Genomic DNA, 21,373 nt, shown 5'->3' with positions numbered 1-21,373 from the left:
AAAGTGGAACCCATAGCGATTATAGGCATCGGTTGCCGTTTTCCCAAGGCTAACAATCCCGAATCATTCTGGAAGCTTTTGCATAATGGAGTCGATGCGATCGCCTCTGTGCCAAAAGACAGATGGGATGTTGATGCTTTTTATGATCCAGATCCAACTACACCAGGAAAAATGAATACCCGTTGGGGCGGTTTCTTAGATCAGGTAGATCAATTTGATCCCGCCTTCTTTGAAATTTCTCCCCGCGAAGCTGAACGCATAGATCCCCAGCACAGATTGGTGTTAGAGGTAGCTTGGGAAGCTTTAGAAGATGCTGCGATCGCACCAGAAAGTTTAGCAGGTAGCCAAACAGGGGTTTTCATTGGCATTGGTAATTACGACTACGGTAGAATTTTATGTAGTGATTTATCTAACATCAACAGTCATCATGGTACTGGTCTAACTCTCAGCGTCGCCGCTAATCGCTTATCTTATTTATTGGATTTGCATGGGCCAAGTATGGCTATAGAGACAGCTTGTTCTTCATCTCTTGTAGCTGTTCATTCTGCTTGTCAGAGTTTACGGAGTGGCGAATCTAACTTAGTCATTGCTGGCGGCGTGAGTCTGATGCTAACCCCAGATATGACAATTACCTTCTCCCAAGCCCGAATGATGGCTCCTGATGGGCGATGTAAAACCTTTGACGCTAGTGCCAATGGTTACGTCCGGGGTGAGGGTTGCGGTATTTTAATTCTCAAACGCCTCAGTGATGCAATCAAAAATAGCGATCGCATCCTAGCAGTAATTAGAGGTTCGGCAGTTAATCACGATGGACTCAGCAACGGCATTACAGCACCCAACGGTAAGGCGCAACAAGCCGTGATTCGCCAAGCTTTAAAAAATGCCGATGTTGCACCAGCAGAAATTAGCTATATAGAAGCCCACGGTACTGGAACGCCTTTAGGAGATCCCATTGAAATTAGAGCGATCAAGGCGGTATTAATGGCAGGCCGTTCCTCAGAACAACGCTGTGGAATTGGTTCAGTTAAGACAAACATTGGGCATTTAGAACCAGCAGCTGGGATTGCGGGTTTAATTAAGGTGGTGTTATCGCTCCAATACGGGGAAATTCCCTCCCACCTACACTTGCAGCAGTTAAATCCCCATCTGGGTTTAGATAAAACACCGTTTTTTATTCCTAGAGAATGCCAACCTTGGCCCAAATTTAGCGATAGCGCAAGCGCTGCTGCTAAAGCAGATCGCCGTTTAGCTGGCGTGAGTGGTTTTAGCTTTGGTGGTACTAATTGTCATGTGATTCTGGAAGCAGCGCCAGAAGCTAGCAGGGGAGCAGAGGAGGAGAGGAGCAGGGGAGCAGGGGAGCAGGGGAGCGGGGGAGGAAGAATTGAGCGACCTTTGCATTTGCTGGCTTTATCAGCCAAGAATGAGACGGGTTTAAAGGAACTGGCGCAGCATTACGCAGATTTTGTCGCGTCTAATTCTGACATATCTCTGGCGGATATTTGTTTTACTGCCAATACAGGGCGATCGCATTTTGCCCATCGGTTGGCAATTGTAGCTGAGTCACATCAACAATTGGGCGATAGCGCAAGCGCTGCTGCTAAAGCAGATCGCCTCAGTAATTTAACTACAAACAAAGAAACATTTGGACTATTGAGTGGCAAGGTGGTTAACCGCCAGCCTCCAAAAATAGCCTTCTTATTTACAGGTCAGGGTTCCCAATACGTAGGCATGGGTCGTCAACTTTATGAAACCCAGCCCACTTTCCGAAAAACCCTCGAACGCTGCGATAAAATTTTACGTCCTTATTTGGATCAGCCGTTACTAGAAGTTTTGTATCCCAGCGAGGGGGAAAGTTCACTTTTAGATCAAACCGCCTACACCCAACCCGCTATATTTGCTCTAGAATATGCCCTTGCTGAATTATGGCAGTCTTGGGGAATAACGCCGCAAGTTGTGATTGGTCATAGTTTGGGTGAGTATGTCGCTGCTTGTGTGGCGGGAGTATTTAGCCTCGAAGAAGGTTTGAAACTAGTTGCTGGGCGCGCTCAATTAATGCAAGCTTTACCCCAAACTGGTGAAATGTTCGCTGTATTTGCACCTGAAATCAAAGTAAAAGCGGCAATTCAACCGTACTCTCAAACAATTTCCATTGCCACAATTAACAGCCCTGAGAATATTGTCATTTCCGGTGAGCGATCGCCAGTCCGGTCAGTGGTTGCTACCTTGGAAGCACAAGGAATCAAAACTCAACAGTTGCGAGTCTCCCACGCCTTCCACTCTCCACTGATTGAACCGATGCTGGATGCCTTTGAAACTTTAGCTAGCCAAGTGCAGTTTCAAACTCCACGCCTACCCCTGATTTCTAACTTAACCGGCGAAATTCTACCCTCCGAATATACCCCTGATGCCAACTATTGGCGACGCCATACCAGAGAACCAGTCAGATTTATGGCAGGGATAAATACTTTATTTGCACAAGGGCATAACTTATTTTTAGAAATCGGTGCCAAGCCCATCCTTTCAAGAATCGGTCAAAAATGCCAGCAAACTCCAGCTACTTGGCTTTCTTCCCTAGTTCAAGGGCAAGAGGATTGGCAGGTGCTACTTTCCAGCTTATCTGCTCTGTACATGCAAGGAGTAGATATCAACTGGACGGGCTTTGAGCAAGATTATTCCAGAAATAAGCGATCGCTTCCTACCTATCCCTTCCAACGTCAACGTTACTGGCTTAAATCAGCAACTAGTGAGCTACCAGACGTTGCACAAAATACAGATGAAATAACGAACCGCAAAGGCCAAAAGCAGGAGTATTCCCAGATGGAGAACAACCACAATCATTCCGCCAACCCGCCACAGCAGATTTTGGTAACATTACGTTCTCTAGTAGGAAATTTACTGCAAATATCCCCTGAAAAAGTAGATATTTATACACCCTTTCTAGAAATGGGCGCTGATTCGCTCATCCTAATTGATGCTGTAGCCAAAATTGAAAACACCTATGGCATCAAAATTGCCATTAGCCAGTTATTTGAAGAATATCGAACCATTGAAGCACTAGCAACTTACATAGCTGGCAACACACCACCTGACTTGCAGCCCAAACAACCAATCCCTAAAACACCTCTGCCAAAAATTGTTAGTACACCGACTTCAACTCCTACAGAAACCTTACCAGAGACAGCACTAGAGCGAATTATGTCACAGCAGCTGCAAGTGATGTCTCAACTAATGTTTCAACAACTAGAGACCCTACGTGGAACCACAACAAAAGTATCATCAGAAAAAATAACTCCATCTCCCCTTAATTCTCCTTCTCTCTGCGCCTCCGCGTCTCTGCGTGAGAAAAAAAATCAAAAACCTGTTGCAGAAACTCAAGTCAAAGAACTAAACCCCCACCAACAACACCACCTAAAAACCCTAATCGCCCGATATACCAAAAAAACGCAATCATCCAAACAACGAGCAGCAGCCAGCCGCTCCATTCTTGCCGATAGCAGAGCCGTAGCCGGATTTCGCCCTTCTATCAAAGAATTAGTTTATCCCATCATTGGCGAACGAGCTAAAGGCTCCAAATTTTGGGATCTTGATGGTAACGAGTATATCGACATCACAATGGGGTTTGGAGTGCTGCTATTTGGTCATAACGCACCATTTATTACTCAAGCCTTAGAAGCACAAATCCAGCAAGGAATACAACTCGGCCCCCAATCCCATCTAGCCGCAGAAGTAGCCGAATTAATCTGTGAACTTACAAATACAGAGCGAGTTACATTCTGTAATTCTGGTACAGAAGCAGTGATGACGGCGCTACGGCTATCACGTACAGCGACTGGTAGAAATAAAATTGCTTTATTTACTGGTTCTTATCATGGTCATTTCGATGGAGTTTTAGCAAGAGCCGCCAACGGTGAAAGTGCTATGCCAATAGCAAATGGCGTCTCTGGACAAGCCGTTGCCGATGTGCTGGTACTGAATTATGGCAATCCCCAATCTTTGGATATTCTGCAAACTCATGCCCACGAATTGGCTGCGGTATTAGTGGAACCAGTGCAGAGTCGCCGTCCTAATTTACAGCCCCAAGAGTTTTTACAAAAGTTGCGGCAATTAACACAAACAGCAGGTATCGCTTTGATTTTCGATGAAGTGATTACAGGTTTTCGCATTCATCCGGGCGGATTTCAGGCCTATTCTGGCATTGAAGCGGATCTCGTCATTTATGGCAAGATTATCGGCGGTGGTCAGCCAATGGGGGTTATAGCTGGCAAGGCCACTTACATGAATGGCATCGATGGTGGACAGTGGAATTATAGTGATGCTTCCTATCCTCAAGCGGAAAAGACCTTTTTTGCTGGCACCTTTAACAAAAACCACATGGCGATGGCTGCGGCGCGGGCAGTATTACAACATCTCAAGCAGGAAGGTATTAAACTTCAACAGCAATTGAACCATAGTACATCTAAGTTAGCTGCAACGCTGAATGCTTACTTTCAAGCAGAGAACGTACCGATGGAGTTAGTACATTTTGGCTCTCTGTTTCGATTTGCTTCCACAGAAAATATAGACTTGCTGTTTTATCATTTACTAGAAAAAGGTGTCTATATTTGGGAAGGGCGTAACTGTTTTCTGTCCACTGCACATACCGATCAAGATATTGATTATCTAATTGCGACAGTCAAGGAGAGTGTAGACGAATTGCAGCAAGGTGGTTTTTTGCTCCAATCTGCGGATATATGCGCCCCGTCTGCCACGTCAGTCGAAAAAACACAAACAATTACTTTACCCACCCCGAAAGAAATTAGCGATCGCCTCACACCCCAATTCCATCAATTAATTGTCCAGCAAGACTTAGCAGCTTATCAACAAGCATTAACTAAACTAGAAGCTTTAAGCTTCGCCTACGTTCTCAAAGCTTTCCAACAAATGGGTTGGGAATTTCACCTTGGCAATAAATTTACATTCCCATGCATCGCTGAACAGTTAGGAATAGTTAACCAACACCGACGGCTACTAGGTCGCTTGCTGGAGATATTGGAGGAAGAAAAAATACTCCGTCAAGTTAACGATCGGTGGGAAGTGTTGCAAGTACCGGAAAGTCCAGAACCAGAGGAAAAAGCGATTTTGTTGGCATATCCAGCTTTAGAAGCAGAGTTATCTTTGCTACAGCGTTGCGGGCAAGAACTAGCCCAAGTGTTGCAAGGAAAACGCCACCCACTACAGCTGTTATTCCCCAACGGTGATTCCACAAGCTTAACCAAGCTGTATCAAGATTCACCCGTAGCGCGGATCATGAATACTCTGGTGCAAAACACAATTGCCATTGCCTGGGAAAATTTGCCCAAAGGTAGCAACGTGCGAATCCTAGAAATTGGTGCTGGTACTGGAGGAACAACAGCCCATATCCTACCTCACCTACCAGCCGCACAAACAGAATATGTATTTACCGATTTATCCCCTGTTTTTATGGGTAAAGCTAGGCAAAACTTTAGTGATTATCCATACATACAATATCAGATTTTAGATATTGAACAAGAGCCTGAAAATCAAGGATTTGCGGCTCATCAGTATGATGTAATTGTAGCGGCAAATGTACTGCACGCTACTACAGATTTAAAACAATCACTAAAACACGTATTACAACTATTAGTTCCAGGCGGATTGCTAATACTGATGGAAGGAACAACCCGTCAGCGTTGGTTAGATTTAATATTTGGGTTAACTGAAGGGTGGTGGAGATTCTGCGATCATGATTTGCGACCATCTTACCCATTACTTTCTACTTCCCAATGGCAAGAACTATTACACTCAAGCGGATTTAGAGAAGCGGTGTCTATTCCATCTGCCTCACAAATGCTGTCTGATTTACCCCAACAGGCGGTAATTGTAGCTGAAGCAGCGCACAAAATACCTTTAACTGAAGCGCAAAAACAGCTTTGGGTTTTGGCACAGATGAGTGAAGAAGGTTCCATTGCCTACAATGAATCTGTAAGTTTGCAATTGCAGGGTTCGTTGGACTTAAAGGCAATGCATCAGGCGGTACAGAAAGTTGTCAATCGCCATGAAGCGTTACGAACTATGATCAGTATTCAAGGCGATTTTCAGCAGATATTACCGTCTGTGAAAATAGATGTTCCTGTAATTGATTTTTCAAATTTAGAAAGTAGCGATTGCGCGGAGCGCAGCACCAAAGGCGATCGCAAAACTAAAGTAGCTGAGTGGCTGAAAAAAGAAGGACATAAACCTTTCGATCTCAGCATTGCGCCTTTATTGCGTGTCCATATTCTCAAACTAGAGTCACAACTGCATCTGTTGGTGCTTACTGCTCATCACATTATTATTGATGGCTGGTCAATTGATATCATCTTCAAAGACTTAGCCACAATATATTCCGCCGAATGTCAGGGTGTTCGCTATCAACTTGAAGAACCTCTACAATTTCGAGAATATATCAACAGCCAAGGACAAAAAATAGCCAAAGATGAATCTTACTGGTTAACCCAATTTGCTAATTCAATTCCCGTTTTAGAATTGCCTACAGATTATCCCCGACCTCTTGTACAAACTTACGCTGGAGTTGAACATTGTCAGATTATCGATAAATCCTGTTGTCGTGAGTTAAAAAACTTAAGTAGTCAGCATGGATGTACTTCGTTTATGACTTTACTAGCCGCATTTAATCTTTTGCTACATCAACTTACGGTTCAGGACGATATAGTAATTGGTGTGCCTGTGGCTGGACAATCTCATGTAGGTGGTAAAGACCTTGTTGGCTATTGTGCCAATGTTTTGCCATTACGATTTAGTCTGAAAAACCAAAGCTTTACCGACTATCTTAACGATGTGAGAAAGGTGCTTATCAATGGCTATGAACATCAAAATTATCCTTTTAATCAATTGCTGAAGAAACTGAATATCAAGCGCGATCCTAGCCGGACACCATTAATTACAGCATTGTTTGGGATGGATAAATTTGGTGCTAAACTAAATTTTTTTGGATTAGAAGTTGAAGGATTTACAAATTATATTGGCATTGCTCGGCGAGAACTCACTTGGAATATTGTTGAGATAAATGGTCAACTATTATTGAAATGTAATTACAATTCAGATATATATAGTTCTGCCACTATTGCATATTGGATAGAACAATTTCAAATAATTTTACGCACAGTGATTAAACAGCCAAATGTTTTGTTGGATGCGATCGTAGAAAAACTCACCGCATCAGAAAAAGAAAAACAGCTTGCAGAAGAAAAAAAATTAGAAGCTTCTAGCATCCAGAAATTGAAGAATTTTAAGCGTCAAGCGCTAAAAAGTTAAAATTAGTTTTCACCAGAGATAATATGAATAGACAAATTATGAATTTACCTCTTTCTGACACAAATAAGGAAATTAAACTAGAGAACTTTAAAGTTTTGCCGAAATTTGTTGGTGCTTGGGAAGGGCACTGGACTCGTCTAGACAAAGATGCTAATGAAATAGAAAGATTCACATCAGTGTTAAACCAAAAGATTATTAACAATCAGTGGGTTCAAACTAACCAAAATAAATATTCCAGTGGCAGAATAGAAAATCTCAGCTTTTTCGGCAGAATTGTGAATAGTAACACAGTAATTCTTGAAAGCCCTAATGTTCCTTATTGTAACTTTCTAATGCTTGTCGAAGAAGTTGGGGAAAATCTAATCATTATCAATGTATCTGACAAAGTAACTGATGTTACTTTAGCAATAGAAACTATCAATTTAATTAGCAATAATCAAAGAATCAGAACTTTACAAAAATTTCATGTACAAGATGGGAAATTGAGTGGATTCATAATTGTTGTTGAACACAAAATTGATTGAGGCTACCTTAACCCGGATTTATTACGAGTGAGAAAAAACGGCTTGGATTAGCAAAATTTGAAATGATTTGGGTGTGGTTCTTTTGAATTTCTCAAAAGTTCTTGGGAGCAAACAAAAAACATAGAACTCCGTCGTACATTTTTACTAGCAGTAGCGATGCTGCGACAAGATAAAGCAATAGATTTTCTGATTTCACTAGTAGCTCAAGGAAAAGACCTCGATGCAAAAGATGCCATTGCCGCGTTGAATATTTATCGAGAAGATGGTGAACTGTGGCAGCGAGTTAATCAAGCGAGTAAACAAACAGCCAATTAATAGGAACTTAACTTATTGTCTGTCAACAAGTTGAAGATGTTAGTAGACAGCGAGATATTTGGGACTTGTTTGTGAGCGTTAAACGTCCTCAGAGGTGAGGGGGCGATCGCTACTCAAAATGGAAGATTCACAGACTCAAATTTGAGCCAGTGATTCAAATTACTCGTTGGACTAAGCTAACCGACAGGATTCCACAACGGCTGATGCACAATGCGAATGTCATACCAGTTGCCATGTCATTTCCTGCCCCGCCCCCAAAGGTACAAGCCCAGATTCCATAAATGGAACTTCATCAGGAACGCGCCAAGTCGTTTTGGACAAGGTAATTCGCTCGCTATTACGCATAATAGGGGCGATCATCCAGATATGATATGGGCGATTGCCATTGAACGGAGATTCTCAAGACTTGGATTCAAAAATTATCAGTTATCGTACAGCATCCTTGCTAGATAAGATTGCTTCTGATTACGCTACAAGCAATTAAATTGAATTAAGTACTCAGTCTGCTAAAGTTACCTAATTTATATTAAGTAATCAAGAATTAATATCAATACAAATCACTGTTACGTATGGATTAATCACTGATTCAGGTACATGAATTGTTAACTCTCCTAGCGGATCGGAATTGAGGAAAGAATCCATAATTGCACAACGACTTGTGTAAGTTAGTGCTGTACCGTCAGCAAGAACAAATACCGATTTTACTCGTTTAATTGGTATACCCCTAACTGATATTGTTTCGTAAGGTTTCATTAATAGGTGTAGATAAATGCGATTGCCCTGACGAGTTGAAGGTCCATAAAATTGCCAAGGTTCTAACCCTGGTGTGGTATCAAGTATACTTTCAGAGTTCTGAGACATCCAATCTGCTATATCTTGGAGCCGTTCTAACTGCTCAGGTGGGATTTGCCCATTACCCATTGGACTTACATTGAGTAAGAGATTGCCTCCTTTACCTGCTACTTCGCAAAGAGTATGAATCAATTGACGAGAGGATTTGAAGTTGCCGTCATCTGGGTTATATCCCCAACTTTCATTTATAGTCAGGCAGGTTTCCCAAGGACGAGCAGGTGGATGAGGAGGAATAAACTGCTCAGGAGTATCAAAATCTCCACAGTTTGGCAGACGATCATTAATGAGAATATGAGGTTGCAAATCACGAATCGTTTTGGCTAATTCTTGAACCTGCCATTGCTCTGGAGTGCGTTCCCAACTGCCATCAAACCAAATGATGTCAATTTGACCGTAGTTGGTCAATAATTCGCGGATCTGATTGAACAAAAACTGAATATATCGCTCCCACTGTTGTGGTGTAGGTTGAGGTAGTTGGTCAAAACGATAAGGTTTATCTGCCTCTGTAAAAGCTGGATAGTCAGGATGATGCCAGTCACTAAGTGAAAAATAAAGACCAATACGCAATCCTTCAGAGCGCATAGCTGCGATAAATTCACCTACAATGTCTTTTTCATAAGGTGTAGATGCCATCGAAAATTCTGATTCTTCGGTATGAAATAGGGCAAAACCATCATGATGCTTGGCTGTTAATATGGCATATTTCATTCCTAAACTTTTTGCTAAATATGCCCATTCTTGAGGATTATATTTCTGTGGATTGAAAGTACTGGCTGTGTAGTGATATTTCTCAACTGGAATATCTTTGCAAAAAGGCAGACTGAATACACCCCCAACTAACGGCCAAGATAACTCACATCCTTGTTGAGAACTATGTCCCCAATGAATGAACATCCCCCATCGCGCTGCATTAAACCAGTTATTCATCATGGTGAAATTTGGCAATAATTCTGCTTATTTAAAGAAATAGCTGCCTTTGCATCTTAGTACATATATATACAGTTTTTGGTTGTTGAAAATGCGATAACCTACTGTCGGGGTAGCCCATCGCCTATGGTTTACGGCAAGTTACGCGGCACTGCGCTCCACGCCATCGACTCAACGTAGTTTATCGCAGCGCGTAAAAAATCATACTTGCCATCTTCGATTATTTATAGTGCATTTGTACCCACAAGAGAAACCCTAAATCAATCTCACCTGATCCGTGGGGGTTTTGTTGCGTCTTATGTATAAATCCCCGTTTTAGGACGCAACTTCCAGAGGGATTGCGCGGAATGTGGCTGGATGGATGATACTGTGTAAAATGCCACATTATTTCAACTAATGTATGACTAATCTCAAGGTATATTCTCTGACCTTTTTACTTACTGTATTAGTATTTCCCAGTCGTGCTGTTGCTTTTGCTCCACCACTTGCGACACAGGTTAAGGAAGTAGCACAGTGGTTCACAGGTTTTTTTGACAATGCTCAACAGGTAGCTTCTAATCCTAATGTTCCGCTCATCACTATGTCTAACTGTGAATGGCACTAAGATATCGGCAAATCCAATATTCATAAGGCTTTTAGGTGTGGGGTGTAGGGTGTGGGGTGTAGTGGTGTTCGCGCCAGCGTTGCGTAGCAAAGAAGTTTATTAATGTTCGCACTTGTTTTTAGTTTTCTTGATTTTTTCCCTACACCCTACACCCTACACCCTACCCCCTGCCCTGACTAGGTTTTACGTTTTCTTAGTGCCATTCCGTTACTGGGAAAATGTGCCAGAGGCGATAAGCCCGGAGGGCATGGCTTCGCCTATCGCTTACTTGAAAGAGGCATTGCGAACTTGGAAAGGGGTTAAATCACCGGAGGCTGTGTTTGTGGCAGCTTGCAAGGAGGGGAGGAAACCGGAGTCCACGCAGGCTAAATCTGCTGTGAAAGAATGGTTTGAGTGGGCAAGGCAGAAGCGAATTGTGATTGCGATGTCGGGTGAGGTTGTGTACACGCCGGATGGTGAGGCGGTGGCGTTGCAGGAAATGATGAAGAAATATCCAAAAAACGAGTAATTTTACTGATTATTTGGAAAATCATCGCAGATAAACAGATTGCTTCTGATTTTATTCAAGGGAATTTGGTCTGAGCAAGGATTTTAACCATTCAGGTAGCTCCTGGATTTTTTGGGTAACTCTTCCATTTTCAATAGTTAGTATTTGTTGATACCCTTTTACTGTTGAGTTATCAAAGATTAAAATCCGGTCAGCTTGTTGTATAGCTACGGTTAAATTGGATAGACTGCGTAAATATCTACGCCGAATGTCTTCTTCTGGTACGTTATGTCCGCCTTGTGCAACTCTAGTAGCAACACGCTCAATGCTAATTTCTACATTATCGATGCCAACATAAATGAGGTAGACTTGCCACCCTTTTTGCTTAACTTCTGCCATCATTCGTACATATGTATGGCCCGATAGCGTAGTTTCTACTGCAAAGCTTTCCTTTCATTATTCGTCAGGTAAGCACGAGCGCGTTTAATTGCTTGCCTTCCACCGAGTATTGCTGCTGCTTGGGGATCATCAGGTCGAAGTTGTCGTGCTTCTTGATCCGGGTCGATAATTGGAACTCCCAAAGCTTCTTGAGTAGCGCGAGTAAAGGTACTTTTACCCGACCCATTTGGCCCAGCGATTATGGTTAGGGTAGGTTTTGTTTGGGTCATCGACTCTTAACTTCACGGATGATTTCTCGTGTTCCGTCTGAACGTAGATAATATTCAAAGCAACGACCATCTGATAACTCCATAATAGGTACACCTTTGAGAGAATAAAAAATTGGATGACCAGCAACTTTATGTTTGGTAATTTCTTTCTTCACACCTTCTTGTGCTAGCCTCTCAAGCTCTTTTCCCCACACAGAAAATTCATTTTGCTTGCCGTTATTAGATTCAGTATTTCCCTGTATCATCTTCATCTCCTATTTCAAACCCAAATCAAACTAACTGTTTCAGTTTACACACGGACAAATTCCAGCACTCGTTCCCATCCCCAATGCCACGCAGTATCTACCGTGATTGCTTTCCCGTTGGTGAATTTGATGAACTCTGTGCCTTCATCATAAAAAACATCAGCAACAGTTTGGTTGCGGACATCATACCCCCACATTTTAGCCGCTGCATTCCACCATTTTTGTCCCGGTGACTCCAACATCGGCAGTTCCAGGTACTCATCTTTCCAGTCCTTTGGTTTCCATTGCTCTCGCAAAGCACTGACCAAAATTGCGTTTGGGAAAAATTGCTTTTCGTTCTTTTGCAACCACAGCACATAGTCAATTGTGCTTCTGAAGGCATCCTCTAAACCGTAGGTGCAGCCTTCTAAAGTGTTTTTAACTTCTTCAAGTGAAAAGTTCACTCCAATGGTCACTAACGCTCGTTCGTATTTTTTGAATATCTCGTATTCAACTGAGTCTTTTTCCCAGAACCAAAAACTGGACATACTTGCTAAAAAGTTGGCAGTTTTAATTGATTAAATTGTAGCAAGTGCCTTGTTTGGTGAACAGAGCGTGATCGCTACACGGTCTAAAGACATTGGCAGATGAAGAAATTGAAGATGGCGGAGGTATTGAAAGAAAAACCTGCACAACATAAAGTTTTTCAGCACGGCTAAGTCCTTGCAGCGTGTTTAGCAATTAGGATTAAGACTACGACCAGCGATGAAGGTAAAAAGCATGAAGCGTTACAAGAATACCGAGCATTACAAAAAAGTTAAACAGGCAGAAGCAGAATTAGATAAGAGAATAAAGGAAACAAGTTCACAGTCCAAAAAGCAGCAAAATCAGAAAATAAAGCAAGAATTGGAACACTTGTTGGAGATGCCAACTATTTTGTGTAAACACTTATTTTTTTTATTATTGGTACTGGCGTTGATTACTTTTGGATTCACATTTTTTTTGTTATTACCACTCGCGCTGATTATTCTTGGATTCACATTTTTTCCGCTCTACAGAAGAATTTATTCAATTGTGTTTTCCCCCCTAATTACTCGCTTAGGCATTCCCTCATGGTTGAGTTTACCTTGGTCACGCTGGTTTAGTGACAATTTTGACCTCACTAGAGAAGGACGATTCAGTTGGGTTATTCACACCAAATCTGGTCAAGGTTTCTTTTATTTATTACTACTCCTGCTGATTATTCTTGGATTCACATTTTTTCTGCTTTATAAAATTTATCCAATTGTGTTTTTTCCTTTAATCACTCGCTTAGGCATTCCCTCATGGTTAAGTTTTCCTCTCTTTATTGCTGCTTTGTGTGGAAGTTTTATCAATTTGCCATTTTTCATTTTGAAAGCACCTCTGTCAGAACGACGAATCAACTTTGAATTCCTTCCGCTTTGGCTATTAAAGTGCTGCTGCTTACCTTCATACAAAACCCGATACCAATCTTATGGTTACATTAGAATCAATGTATCAGGTGGTCTGATTCCTATTGTTTAATATGAAATTATTTTTCTGGGTATTAGTTCTGGCTGCTGCTGCATCGGGGGCGCATTGGGGAGCAGACAAACTAGCTGAACCACTCAAAAAGTTACGCCAACAATGGGGTTTATCAGAAGCCGCAGCCGCTGCTTTTATTGCTCTTGCCACTGCTAGTCCAGAAATAGGTACTAATGTTGCCAGTGCTGCTCAAGGTTTGCAAGATATTGGACTGGGTAATTTACTCGGTTCAAATATTATTTCCGTTCCAGCAATTGTTACTGTTGCCTACATTGCCTCTCGCAAAACTAACAGAAACTCTTCATCTTCCAATCACCGCCGTCAACATTCAATGCGGGTTAAACCAGAGGCATTATATGTACAAGCTTTGCCTTATTTAGTAATTATTGCATTGGCAGCAGTATTAACTCTTCCCCAGTCTTGGCGAGGACTGCAACCTATTGACGGTTGGATTATGTTAGCAGCTTACATAATTTATGTAGCACAAGCAATAATGCGGAAACGCCAGGATGGTCAAGCTATACAATGGAATAAAAAAGAAATTATTGTTGCTGTAGCTGGTGTTCTTTTGTTGGCTTTTGGTGCCTATTTAACAGTTACAGCAACCGAAAATATTGTTTCTTTATTAGGAATTTCTAAGTTGATAGGTGGATTGTTCATCACCTCTACCATGAGCATTGCACCCGAAATATTTGCTACCTGGAGTGTAGCGCGTAGCGGTCAAGTTACAGCTGCTACCACAAACGTCATTGCCGACAATACAGTGACCATGACACTGGCTTTCTTTCCATTAGCACTAGTAAATTTACCTGTAGATAACATATTAATATTTTCCGTCAATTTAGCTTTTGTGGCATTGTTAGGGGTAGTATATGCTGCCTTTATTTATTGGGGTTCTGACAAAAACAGTTTTGAGCTTTGGGAAGTAGTTGCACTCAATGGAGTCTATGTTGCTTACTTAGCCGTGATGCTTTTTGGTGTTTTAAAAGTTTTCTAAATTAGACTTGTCCGAAATATTAACTTAGGAAAATAAAAATGGTAAAACGTTAAATTGAGCATCTACCATTTTTCAGAATTAGATATGGTTTTTGATTATATCGAGAAATACCCACAGAGAACAAAACAAATTTTAGGGATTAGTTACGAACAATTACAATCTCTGCTAAAATGTGCCGTAAATAGTCACAAGGAAATTAAAGCCAAACAGTCAAGCCAGAAAATTAGAATTAATGCGCCTGGAGGAGGTCGTCCAGCCAAGTTATCAACGAATGAGCAAGTATGTTTGTGCGTGTTTTATTTAAGGCAGATGCCAACATTTCAAGTATTAGGAATGTTATTTGGAATTTCTAAGACATAAGCTAACGATACTTTTCATGAATGGATACCAATTATTCGTGATATTTTGCCCTCCAGTTTATTGGAACAAGTCTCACATAATGAGAGTGATTTAATATTTGTTCAAGAAGTATTAACGAATTTTAGGCTATTAGTCGATAGCCTGGAACAGCCAATATATAGACCTTCTGAGCAAGAAGAACAACAAGAATATTTTTCTGGAAAGAAGAAACAACATACTTTAAAAAGTCAAGTAATTGGGCTACCAGAAGCTAAAGATATTGTTGAGGTAGAAGTAGGCGCTCGTGGGCCAACAGCAGATATAAAATTGTTCCGTAAATCTCAGAAAAAATTTGATAAATCTCAGCCATTCTCAGGAGATAAAGCCTATCAAGGTGGTGAGAATATTACTACCCCTCACAAAAGAAAACCGAAACAAGAATTAACCCAACAACAAAAAGATGCAAATAAAGCTTTATCTAGTAATCGGATATTTATTGAACATTTGATTCGCTTGCTGAAAATATTTCGCATAGCTTCACAAAGATTTCGCTTAAGGCTTCATACTTATGAGCAGATTATTTTAACAGTGTGTGGGTTAGTTAGATTAAGAATCGGTAGCTTGATTCTCCCAACTTAGCTATTAGCAATAATTATAAATTCTAAGAAATTAGGAGTTAATTTTTATGCCTCTAAACTATCACTAACTATCTCAAACCCTTATGACTCCGTTTTTACGAAGATATCAAAGTTTTGTTCCGAAGCTTTGAACAGTCTGGCTTTGGAGTTTTCGGACAGGTCTATTGGTTAGTGTTACCAACTAAACCATTTCCTAAATTAGACTCATGTCATCCCACCCAGATCTATATAGCGAAATAGTGTGTTTTTAAACCGCTGTGCAGCATCAGTTTAGAATCTCCATCGATTGATCGCGGATAGTAGTCAAACCAATCACCAACATCCTATTTCAGTGGCGGTCGCTCCCTCACCGCTTAGGACGTTTAACGCTCACAGGCAAAAAAATAATAAATAAAAATTCATTAAATATTTTTCGGCAGTGATTTTGTCTAACCAGTTTAAAAGCTTAAATTGTAAAATGTAAGAGGAGAGAAAATGCTAACACACAATAAATATCAAAAGTCAGGTTGGAATACTCGTATAGGTGCAACTATAATTGCATTAACAGCTTTACTGCTTCCAGCTTGTGCAACTAATGAGCCACAAGCGACTGCTCCTGATACAACTACAGAAGCAGAAGTTCCTTCTAAACCTGTGGCAGAACAAGATAATGTGACTGCACCAGAAGTTAGTCAAAACACAGGAGAACTAATCGGTAAACTCGTTACTGTCAGAGGTCAAGACATTAATAGGGTAAATGACAAAGTATTTACAATTTCTGATAGAGAAGTCTTTGGTGGCGAAAGAATAGCCGTTGTGAATACTACTGGTCAGCCTGTTAATTTGCCCCTACCTCAAGATGCCAGATTACAAGTTACAGGTACAGTGGCTAAACTTGATCCTAATACAATTAAACAAGAATACGGCGTAGATTTAGGTCCAAATCAGGTTGCAAAATATGCAGGTCAACCAGCAATTATTGCTCGTTCAATTGCATTAGCCCCAACACCAGGGGAAATCAATGAAAATGCTCAAATTTATTACAATAAACAGATTTCTGTCCCTGCTAATGTTTTGGAAATCTATAGTCCGAACGCATTTGTTGTTGAAGACAGAGAAGTCCTTGGTGTCAACCCATTATTAGTCATAGTTACTGATAAGCTCAAGGACAAAGCACCGATTAAAGAAGGTGAAAGGGTTGTAACTACTGGTACGCTGCGTCCATTTGTTATCAGTGATATTGAAAGGGAATACGACCCTGCGTGGGATGCACCCTTAAGAACACGGTTAGAGAAAGAATATAGCCAAAGACCTGTGCTAATTGCCGATGGTATATACCCATCAGCAGTACCATTAGGCACTAGATAGTAGTTTGAAAAAATGACCAAGTGATCGCATGACATAATTGAGTCAGTGCGATCGCTTCTTCTTTTGTGGTAAATCTCCAAGTATAAATATCGCAGCGTTCATCACAAATGTGAAAATTATGCTATCACAACTACCCTACCCATTAAGATTAGTTTCTGGGTAAGTTTTTTCACTGCTGTGGTCATAAACCCTTTTTTATTGATGCTCTAAAATTAGATTTTACCAGATTTAGGGTTTGAATGCTATCAAGAATTAGAGCCAAAGTTTTTATCAAGTTATGCTAACAAGTATTCAATTCCTGCAACTTTAGTCTAATTAGTTAAAAAATTTCTGCCCCTGATTTTTAAAGTTATTCTCAATTTTGCCAAACGTAATCGCGTTATGTCTTATTCTTAAAAAGAAATTAATCATTAAATAACCAACGTGTTTTAGACTAACTAATTAGTTAAATATCTAATTCTAATTAGTATGCCTAAATTTGCCTTATCTCTAAAGATAGCAGGAGGAGCCGTCTTCCTAGTTTCCTTTTTTGCTTTTCGAGCAGTTAGTGCCACCATTTCCGAAGCATTTGAGTCTGGTCAAAAAGGAGCTTATGCGGCGGCTGATATTACTTTGAGTACAGGAACTTGGAATTTAAATGATGCTTTAATTGGTAATTTATCAAGCGATGTCAAAAACGGGTCACAATCTGTCCGCGTTCGCTACAACGGCAAAGTGACAATGAAATTTGATCGGACTACAGGTGCTGGTACAGTTAGCATCAAACACGCCAAGTATGGTAATGATGCTAGTACAACTTGGGGATTATGGTGTTCAACTAATAGTGGCACTTCATGGACATCTGTGGGTTCAATCATTACTACAAGCTCCAAATCGCTACAAACCGCTACCTTCACTCCTAATCTATCTGGTATAGTTCGCTGTGAAATCCGCAAAACTGATGGAACTTCCAACAGAACTAACATTGACGATTTTGTGATTACCGATTATGGTTCTTCAAGTTCTCCGTCTCTACCTGCTGGTTCTGTCCCATTCTTTGACAATATCAACAATCCTGTCTCTGGATTAGCATACGGTAGCCCAGCTGATGTCACTCCCCTTATACCAACTTTGAACAACTTTGACCGGGCAGTCACTGATCTTTGCGGACAACCTGGCACAGTTGTGAGTACGTCTAACTTCCAGACAATGATGAATAACAATCCTACTGTTTTGGCAAATATTAAGCAATCTGTGGGAGGATATCTGATTCCAGGTCGTACTTCCAATGCAGATTTCTTAGTTGACTTGACTAACGTCTGGTTTAACGTTGATGGTTTTGAGCATATTTTTTGCGGAGAACCAGTTGCAGGAGGTTCAATAGGTGGATTGCACTTTGTTGGTCGTTACATAGAACTTCAAGAAAAGGGGTTAGCTGGACGACTTGATAATAATACATCTAGGGAAGAAGTAGTTCCTAACGCCATTTATACGATGGGTGTGGTGATGAAAGTAGGCAGTAGCACTTCTCAGTCTTCTATTAAAGGCTATCCCTATACTCTTAGTGCTGAAGAACTTCTTTCAATTGCAGCTTTAGCCTACAAGAAAAATCCTAATACTAGTTCCACTAACACTGTTTGTCATTGGAGTGTAACTGATGAGGGTATAACTTTTAAAGCAGTGTTTGTCAGGAGAAGCGGTGGTATCCGCACTTTTTATCCTGATGCTACTCCTGGTAGTAACCCCAACTGTGTACAGTAAAATGTTTTTCACAGATACAGGTCTAAGTAGATTTAATTTTTTTGGGAGTAAATAAATGACCATTTCAATGTATCAAGCATCAATACCCGTGTCTATTCGCTCACTAAATAACCTTGTAGGTATTTTGGAAAAAGGTGCTATGTATGCAGAAACAAAAAAAATAGACCCTTCTGTGTTAATCAATAGTCGTCTATTTCCTGATATGTTTCCATTATCAAAACAAGTACAAATTGCTTGTGACATAGCCAACAGAGGTGCTGCACGATTGGCAGGGGTAGAAGCCCCTAGTTTTGAGGACAATGAAACTACATTTCCTCAACTTATTGAACGTATTCAGAAAACTATTGCTCAATTAAACACATTTCAACCTGAGCAAATTGATGGTTCAGAAGAGAAAACAATTACCTTACAAGTACGTGATAATACTTTATCTTTTCCTGGAATATCATTTCTCTTATATTTTGTCTTACCAAATCTTTATTTCCATGTCACAACAGCTTATGATATTCTCAGATACTGCGGTGTAGAGCTTGGCAAACAAGACTTCCTTGGTCAACCTTAAAGCTTTTTGCTTACTGTAAAATTTTGCGTAAAAAAATACCATCAAGCCGATAATGGGAGCAACGCGAAAAAGTGAGATCGGGATTCAATTCTCAGTTACATAGCTAGATTCTCAATAAAAACAGATATTTCGCTGCGATCGCACTATTAAACAGGTCATTTATACCCCTAATTTTTAGCACCTCACAAAATCGCGTTGCTCCCGCCGATAATCAGCTTGATGGTATTTCTCAAGAATGTCCCCCAAAGCTCTTAGGCGAATGGCACTAAGTTAATGGCAAATCAATCCATTATCTATAAGGCTTTTGGGTATAGGGTGTGGAGTATGTGACTAAGGAAATTATTTATGTTCGTACTCAATATTTGGTTTTCTTAATTTTCCCCTACACCCTACACCCTACTTACACAAGCTTTCAGCTTTTCTTAGTGACATTCGTATCTGTGCCATCATCATAGGACAGATACTCTTCAAGGGTAATTTTTTTGATTGCTGTGGTCATAACCCTTTTTTACTCTTTAAAAATATATGTTACCAACTTTTGGGTAGATAGCGTTGACCTTGCCCACCAATTTGCTTGTTGAGCGAAACTTTATCCCCCGCTATCTGTCCAGCAGTAAATCCATCTTGTGAACTCCAAGAAAACCTTTGATTTCGGCTTTTTAGATTTAACTTTTCAGAATATGCTTTCAACTCTGCATCCAGTTTTTCGTAGAGCGATCGCATAACAATAGCTGAAATTGCTGCTGAATTTTCGGAAGCTGCTACACCCTCAAGTTTTTGTTTCTCGATCCCCTACAAAATTCGGGCATGAAGCCGATGTGCAGCACCTAATTTAAAGGCATTCTTGAAAGTGCGATCGCCGTCCACTTGCTTCGCTAGTCGGTCAACTGTTTCGGCTAAATACTCAAACTGCATTCGGGCTAATTGAATATTGACACTACGCCCAAATATTATCTGCTTGATTTGGTTTTTTTGTTTAACCCGATAAGCAAAAGAATAGTTAGCTTTGCAAACTGCATTCAGCAATATCCCTTTCCACGCGCTTTGCCTTTGGGATTCGTTGATAATTTGTTCTTCTATTTCTTGGGGTGTAGAATCTGCTAAGTCTGCTATTGACAAGTTGTGGCGAGTTAGCATCTCTTGAGCTTTTGAAAAAGCTGCGAATGCCTCTGATTCGTTAGGTGATTGAGAAAGGGAAAATAACTTTTTAATTTTATCAGCAACCTTCTCAATATCTTGGGCATAGTATGTGGTTTTATTTTGCATAGCTTAATTGAAAATGATAAATAAAATTAGCTATTTTATTTAGATAGCCAATTTTATCATTAATAAGACACTCCTTTCAGCAATTCTTCAAAACCCTGATACACACTTTTATCATGGCGTAAATCAGTAATATTAAATTCTTTCCGCATCAACCCAAAGCGAAACATTACATTTGAGCGACAACCGCCACGCACAGTATTTTCTAAGAACAAAACTGCACCAAAGCACAATTTTGATTTAGCAGTAACTCGACCTTCGATAGACTCAGAATAATCCACTGTTTCTTGACAGTGAAAGGCTTTGTCATGCGTAATCGCTTGCAGAATATCGCGCGCTTTTTGAGGCGAAAGCGCATATTCTACAGATTTTTTGAATGGGCAATCTTTGCAAGGTTGTTTCATATTTTAACTTTAGAGTAAAAATAAAAAATCACTACCAAGCCACTAAATAGCTTGGCAGTAACCCTCAAGAATACCGCCAGAAGCTCTTAGGCAGAGACTTGAGACTGACGGTTTGCGGTTCAGGTTTTGATACTTCTGTAGTTTGTGGAACCGTTGCAGAAATGGGTGATAATAATGAGTTAAGGATTTGTTTCTGGTGGTCGATATCCTCAACAGTTCTGTAGACCCTGGTCGGATCTATCTGCATTCCGAGGGGTGTCGGAACGATTTGCAAATACTCATTCAATGCCGTAATATAGCCCTCATGAAAATTCCTCACTGCAAGGCAAGGACGCATGATATTGAGTAATTCTATCGCACGTCTAATTTCAGAAACATTGCGATTACTGTCCATCTCAGACTGGCTCTCCTGATAACCTTTGGCTTTTTTTTCAGCTACCAATTGATAATATTTGAAAATCGCCTGTTGATTGCTTTTTAAAGAATGTGCTTTCGTTTGAGAAGAATATCCAACTCTCCCCCATTCAACAATCAATTGATTGCCTTCGACTTTCGCTGACCAAAATTTGTTGCTGTTGCGAACAGCATTTACAAATACGAGATATGTTTCCATTGTTTTTACT

General features: G+C 40.5%; 21 protein-coding genes. 12 read left to right on the top strand and 9 right to left on the bottom strand.

All coding sequences use genetic code 11. The features are described from left to right. Positions 1 to 3: 3 nt before the first annotated feature. The 3 genes from ACM0OT_RS17790 (at position 4) to ACM0OT_RS17780 (ending at position 8,153) form a co-directional block, all read left to right on the top strand. On the top strand, positions 4 to 7,314 hold the full coding sequence (locus ACM0OT_RS17790) for an aminotransferase class III-fold pyridoxal phosphate-dependent enzyme (RefSeq protein WP_414565752.1): 7,311 nt from the start codon (positions 4 to 6) through the stop codon (positions 7,312 to 7,314). A gap of 23 nt (positions 7,315 to 7,337) precedes the next feature. Further along, positions 7,338 to 7,838, top strand: a complete 501-nt coding sequence (locus ACM0OT_RS17785) for a DUF3598 family protein (protein WP_414565751.1) — start codon at positions 7,338 to 7,340, stop codon at positions 7,836 to 7,838. Positions 7,839 to 7,994: 156 nt separating this feature from the next. Further along, positions 7,995 to 8,153 (top strand): hypothetical protein, encoded by a 159-nt coding sequence (locus ACM0OT_RS17780; protein WP_414565750.1) that lies wholly within the window; start codon positions 7,995 to 7,997, stop codon positions 8,151 to 8,153. A 534-nt stretch (positions 8,154 to 8,687) separates the two neighbouring features. Here the strand turns inward: ACM0OT_RS17780 and ACM0OT_RS17775 are convergent. Beyond that, positions 8,688 to 9,935, bottom strand: coding sequence for an alpha-L-fucosidase (locus tag ACM0OT_RS17775; RefSeq protein ID WP_414565749.1), 1,248 nt, complete (start codon positions 9,933 to 9,935; stop codon positions 8,688 to 8,690). Between the two features lie 397 nt (positions 9,936 to 10,332). On the opposite strand from ACM0OT_RS17775, the gene ACM0OT_RS17770 reads away from it, so the two are divergent. Beyond that, positions 10,333 to 10,536: a hypothetical protein gene (locus tag ACM0OT_RS17770; RefSeq protein WP_414565748.1), complete on the top strand. Its 204-nt coding sequence runs from the start codon at positions 10,333 to 10,335 to the stop codon at positions 10,534 to 10,536. A 247-nt stretch (positions 10,537 to 10,783) separates the two neighbouring features. Continuing rightward, positions 10,784 to 11,044: a hypothetical protein gene (locus ACM0OT_RS17765; protein WP_414565747.1), complete on the top strand. Its 261-nt coding sequence runs from the start codon at positions 10,784 to 10,786 to the stop codon at positions 11,042 to 11,044. Positions 11,045 to 11,095: 51 nt separating this feature from the next. On the opposite strand, the gene ACM0OT_RS17760 is transcribed toward ACM0OT_RS17765, so the two are convergent. The 4 genes from ACM0OT_RS17760 to ACM0OT_RS17745 are packed head-to-tail and all read right to left on the bottom strand — an operon-like array spanning position 11,096 to position 12,463. Further along, a complete protein-coding gene (locus ACM0OT_RS17760) occupies positions 11,096 to 11,425 on the bottom strand; it encodes a hypothetical protein (protein ID WP_414565746.1) in 330 nt (109 codons plus the stop codon). A gap of 32 nt (positions 11,426 to 11,457) precedes the next feature. Continuing rightward, on the bottom strand, positions 11,458 to 11,691 hold the full coding sequence (locus tag ACM0OT_RS17755; RefSeq protein WP_414565745.1) for an AAA family ATPase: 234 nt from the start codon (positions 11,689 to 11,691) through the stop codon (positions 11,458 to 11,460). After that, positions 11,688 to 11,936 carry an MmgE/PrpD family protein gene (locus tag ACM0OT_RS17750; RefSeq protein ID WP_414565744.1) on the bottom strand — a complete coding sequence of 83 codons (249 nt, stop codon included), beginning with the start codon at positions 11,934 to 11,936 and terminating at the stop codon, positions 11,688 to 11,690. The genes ACM0OT_RS17755 and ACM0OT_RS17750 overlap by 4 nt, the downstream gene beginning before the upstream one ends. A 44-nt stretch (positions 11,937 to 11,980) precedes the next feature. After that, the gene (locus tag ACM0OT_RS17745) at positions 11,981 to 12,463 is read right to left on the bottom strand and encodes a hypothetical protein (protein ID WP_414565743.1); all 483 of its coding nucleotides are present in this window, start codon (positions 12,461 to 12,463) and stop codon (positions 11,981 to 11,983) included. Between the two features lie 232 nt (positions 12,464 to 12,695). Between ACM0OT_RS17745 and ACM0OT_RS17740 the strand changes: the two genes are divergently transcribed. The 7 genes from ACM0OT_RS17740 (at position 12,696) to ACM0OT_RS17710 (ending at position 19,083) form a co-directional block, all read left to right on the top strand. After that, entirely contained in the window at positions 12,696 to 13,460 is a 765-nt protein-coding gene (locus ACM0OT_RS17740) for a hypothetical protein (RefSeq protein ID WP_414565742.1), read from the top strand. Position 13,461: 1 nt separating this feature from the next. Next, the gene (locus ACM0OT_RS17735; protein WP_414565741.1) at positions 13,462 to 14,457 is read left to right on the top strand and encodes a sodium:calcium antiporter; all 996 of its coding nucleotides are present in this window, start codon (positions 13,462 to 13,464) and stop codon (positions 14,455 to 14,457) included. Positions 14,458 to 14,541: 84 nt separating this feature from the next. Next, positions 14,542 to 14,817, top strand: a complete 276-nt coding sequence (locus tag ACM0OT_RS17730) for a helix-turn-helix domain-containing protein (RefSeq protein ID WP_414565740.1) — start codon at positions 14,542 to 14,544, stop codon at positions 14,815 to 14,817. Between the two features lie 60 nt (positions 14,818 to 14,877). Then, positions 14,878 to 15,435: an HARBI1 family protein gene (locus ACM0OT_RS17725; RefSeq protein ID WP_414565739.1), complete on the top strand. Its 558-nt coding sequence runs from the start codon at positions 14,878 to 14,880 to the stop codon at positions 15,433 to 15,435. A gap of 473 nt (positions 15,436 to 15,908) precedes the next feature. After that, the gene (locus ACM0OT_RS17720) at positions 15,909 to 16,781 is read left to right on the top strand and encodes a hypothetical protein (protein ID WP_414565738.1); all 873 of its coding nucleotides are present in this window, start codon (positions 15,909 to 15,911) and stop codon (positions 16,779 to 16,781) included. A 468-nt stretch (positions 16,782 to 17,249) separates the two neighbouring features. Next, positions 17,250 to 18,521 carry an EndoU domain-containing protein gene (locus ACM0OT_RS17715; protein ID WP_414565737.1) on the top strand — a complete coding sequence of 424 codons (1,272 nt, stop codon included), beginning with the start codon at positions 17,250 to 17,252 and terminating at the stop codon, positions 18,519 to 18,521. Between the two features lie 55 nt (positions 18,522 to 18,576). Continuing rightward, positions 18,577 to 19,083: a DUF1993 domain-containing protein gene (locus ACM0OT_RS17710; protein WP_414565736.1), complete on the top strand. Its 507-nt coding sequence runs from the start codon at positions 18,577 to 18,579 to the stop codon at positions 19,081 to 19,083. Positions 19,084 to 19,611: 528 nt separating this feature from the next. Here the strand turns inward: ACM0OT_RS17710 and ACM0OT_RS17705 are convergent. The 4 genes from ACM0OT_RS17705 to ACM0OT_RS17690 form a co-directional block, all read right to left on the bottom strand. Continuing rightward, entirely contained in the window at positions 19,612 to 19,806 is a 195-nt protein-coding gene (locus tag ACM0OT_RS17705) for a hypothetical protein (protein ID WP_414565735.1), read from the bottom strand. 69 nt (positions 19,807 to 19,875) lie between these two features. Further along, positions 19,876 to 20,349: a DUF2786 domain-containing protein gene (locus ACM0OT_RS17700; protein WP_414565734.1), complete on the bottom strand. Its 474-nt coding sequence runs from the start codon at positions 20,347 to 20,349 to the stop codon at positions 19,876 to 19,878. Between the two features lie 59 nt (positions 20,350 to 20,408). Further along, positions 20,409 to 20,750 carry a hypothetical protein gene (locus ACM0OT_RS17695; protein ID WP_414565733.1) on the bottom strand — a complete coding sequence of 114 codons (342 nt, stop codon included), beginning with the start codon at positions 20,748 to 20,750 and terminating at the stop codon, positions 20,409 to 20,411. A gap of 64 nt (positions 20,751 to 20,814) precedes the next feature. Next, a complete protein-coding gene (locus tag ACM0OT_RS17690) occupies positions 20,815 to 21,363 on the bottom strand; it encodes a WGR domain-containing protein (protein WP_414565732.1) in 549 nt (182 codons plus the stop codon). Positions 21,364 to 21,373: the final 10 nt, after the last annotated feature.

Source organism: Anabaena sp. CCY 9613, assembly GCF_963920895.1.
In the GTDB taxonomy this organism is placed as follows: Bacteria; Cyanobacteriota; Cyanobacteriia; order Cyanobacteriales; family Nostocaceae; genus Cyanocohniella.
Note: the sequence above shows the minus strand (reverse complement) of the source record. Positions and strands in the feature narration are given on the sequence as shown.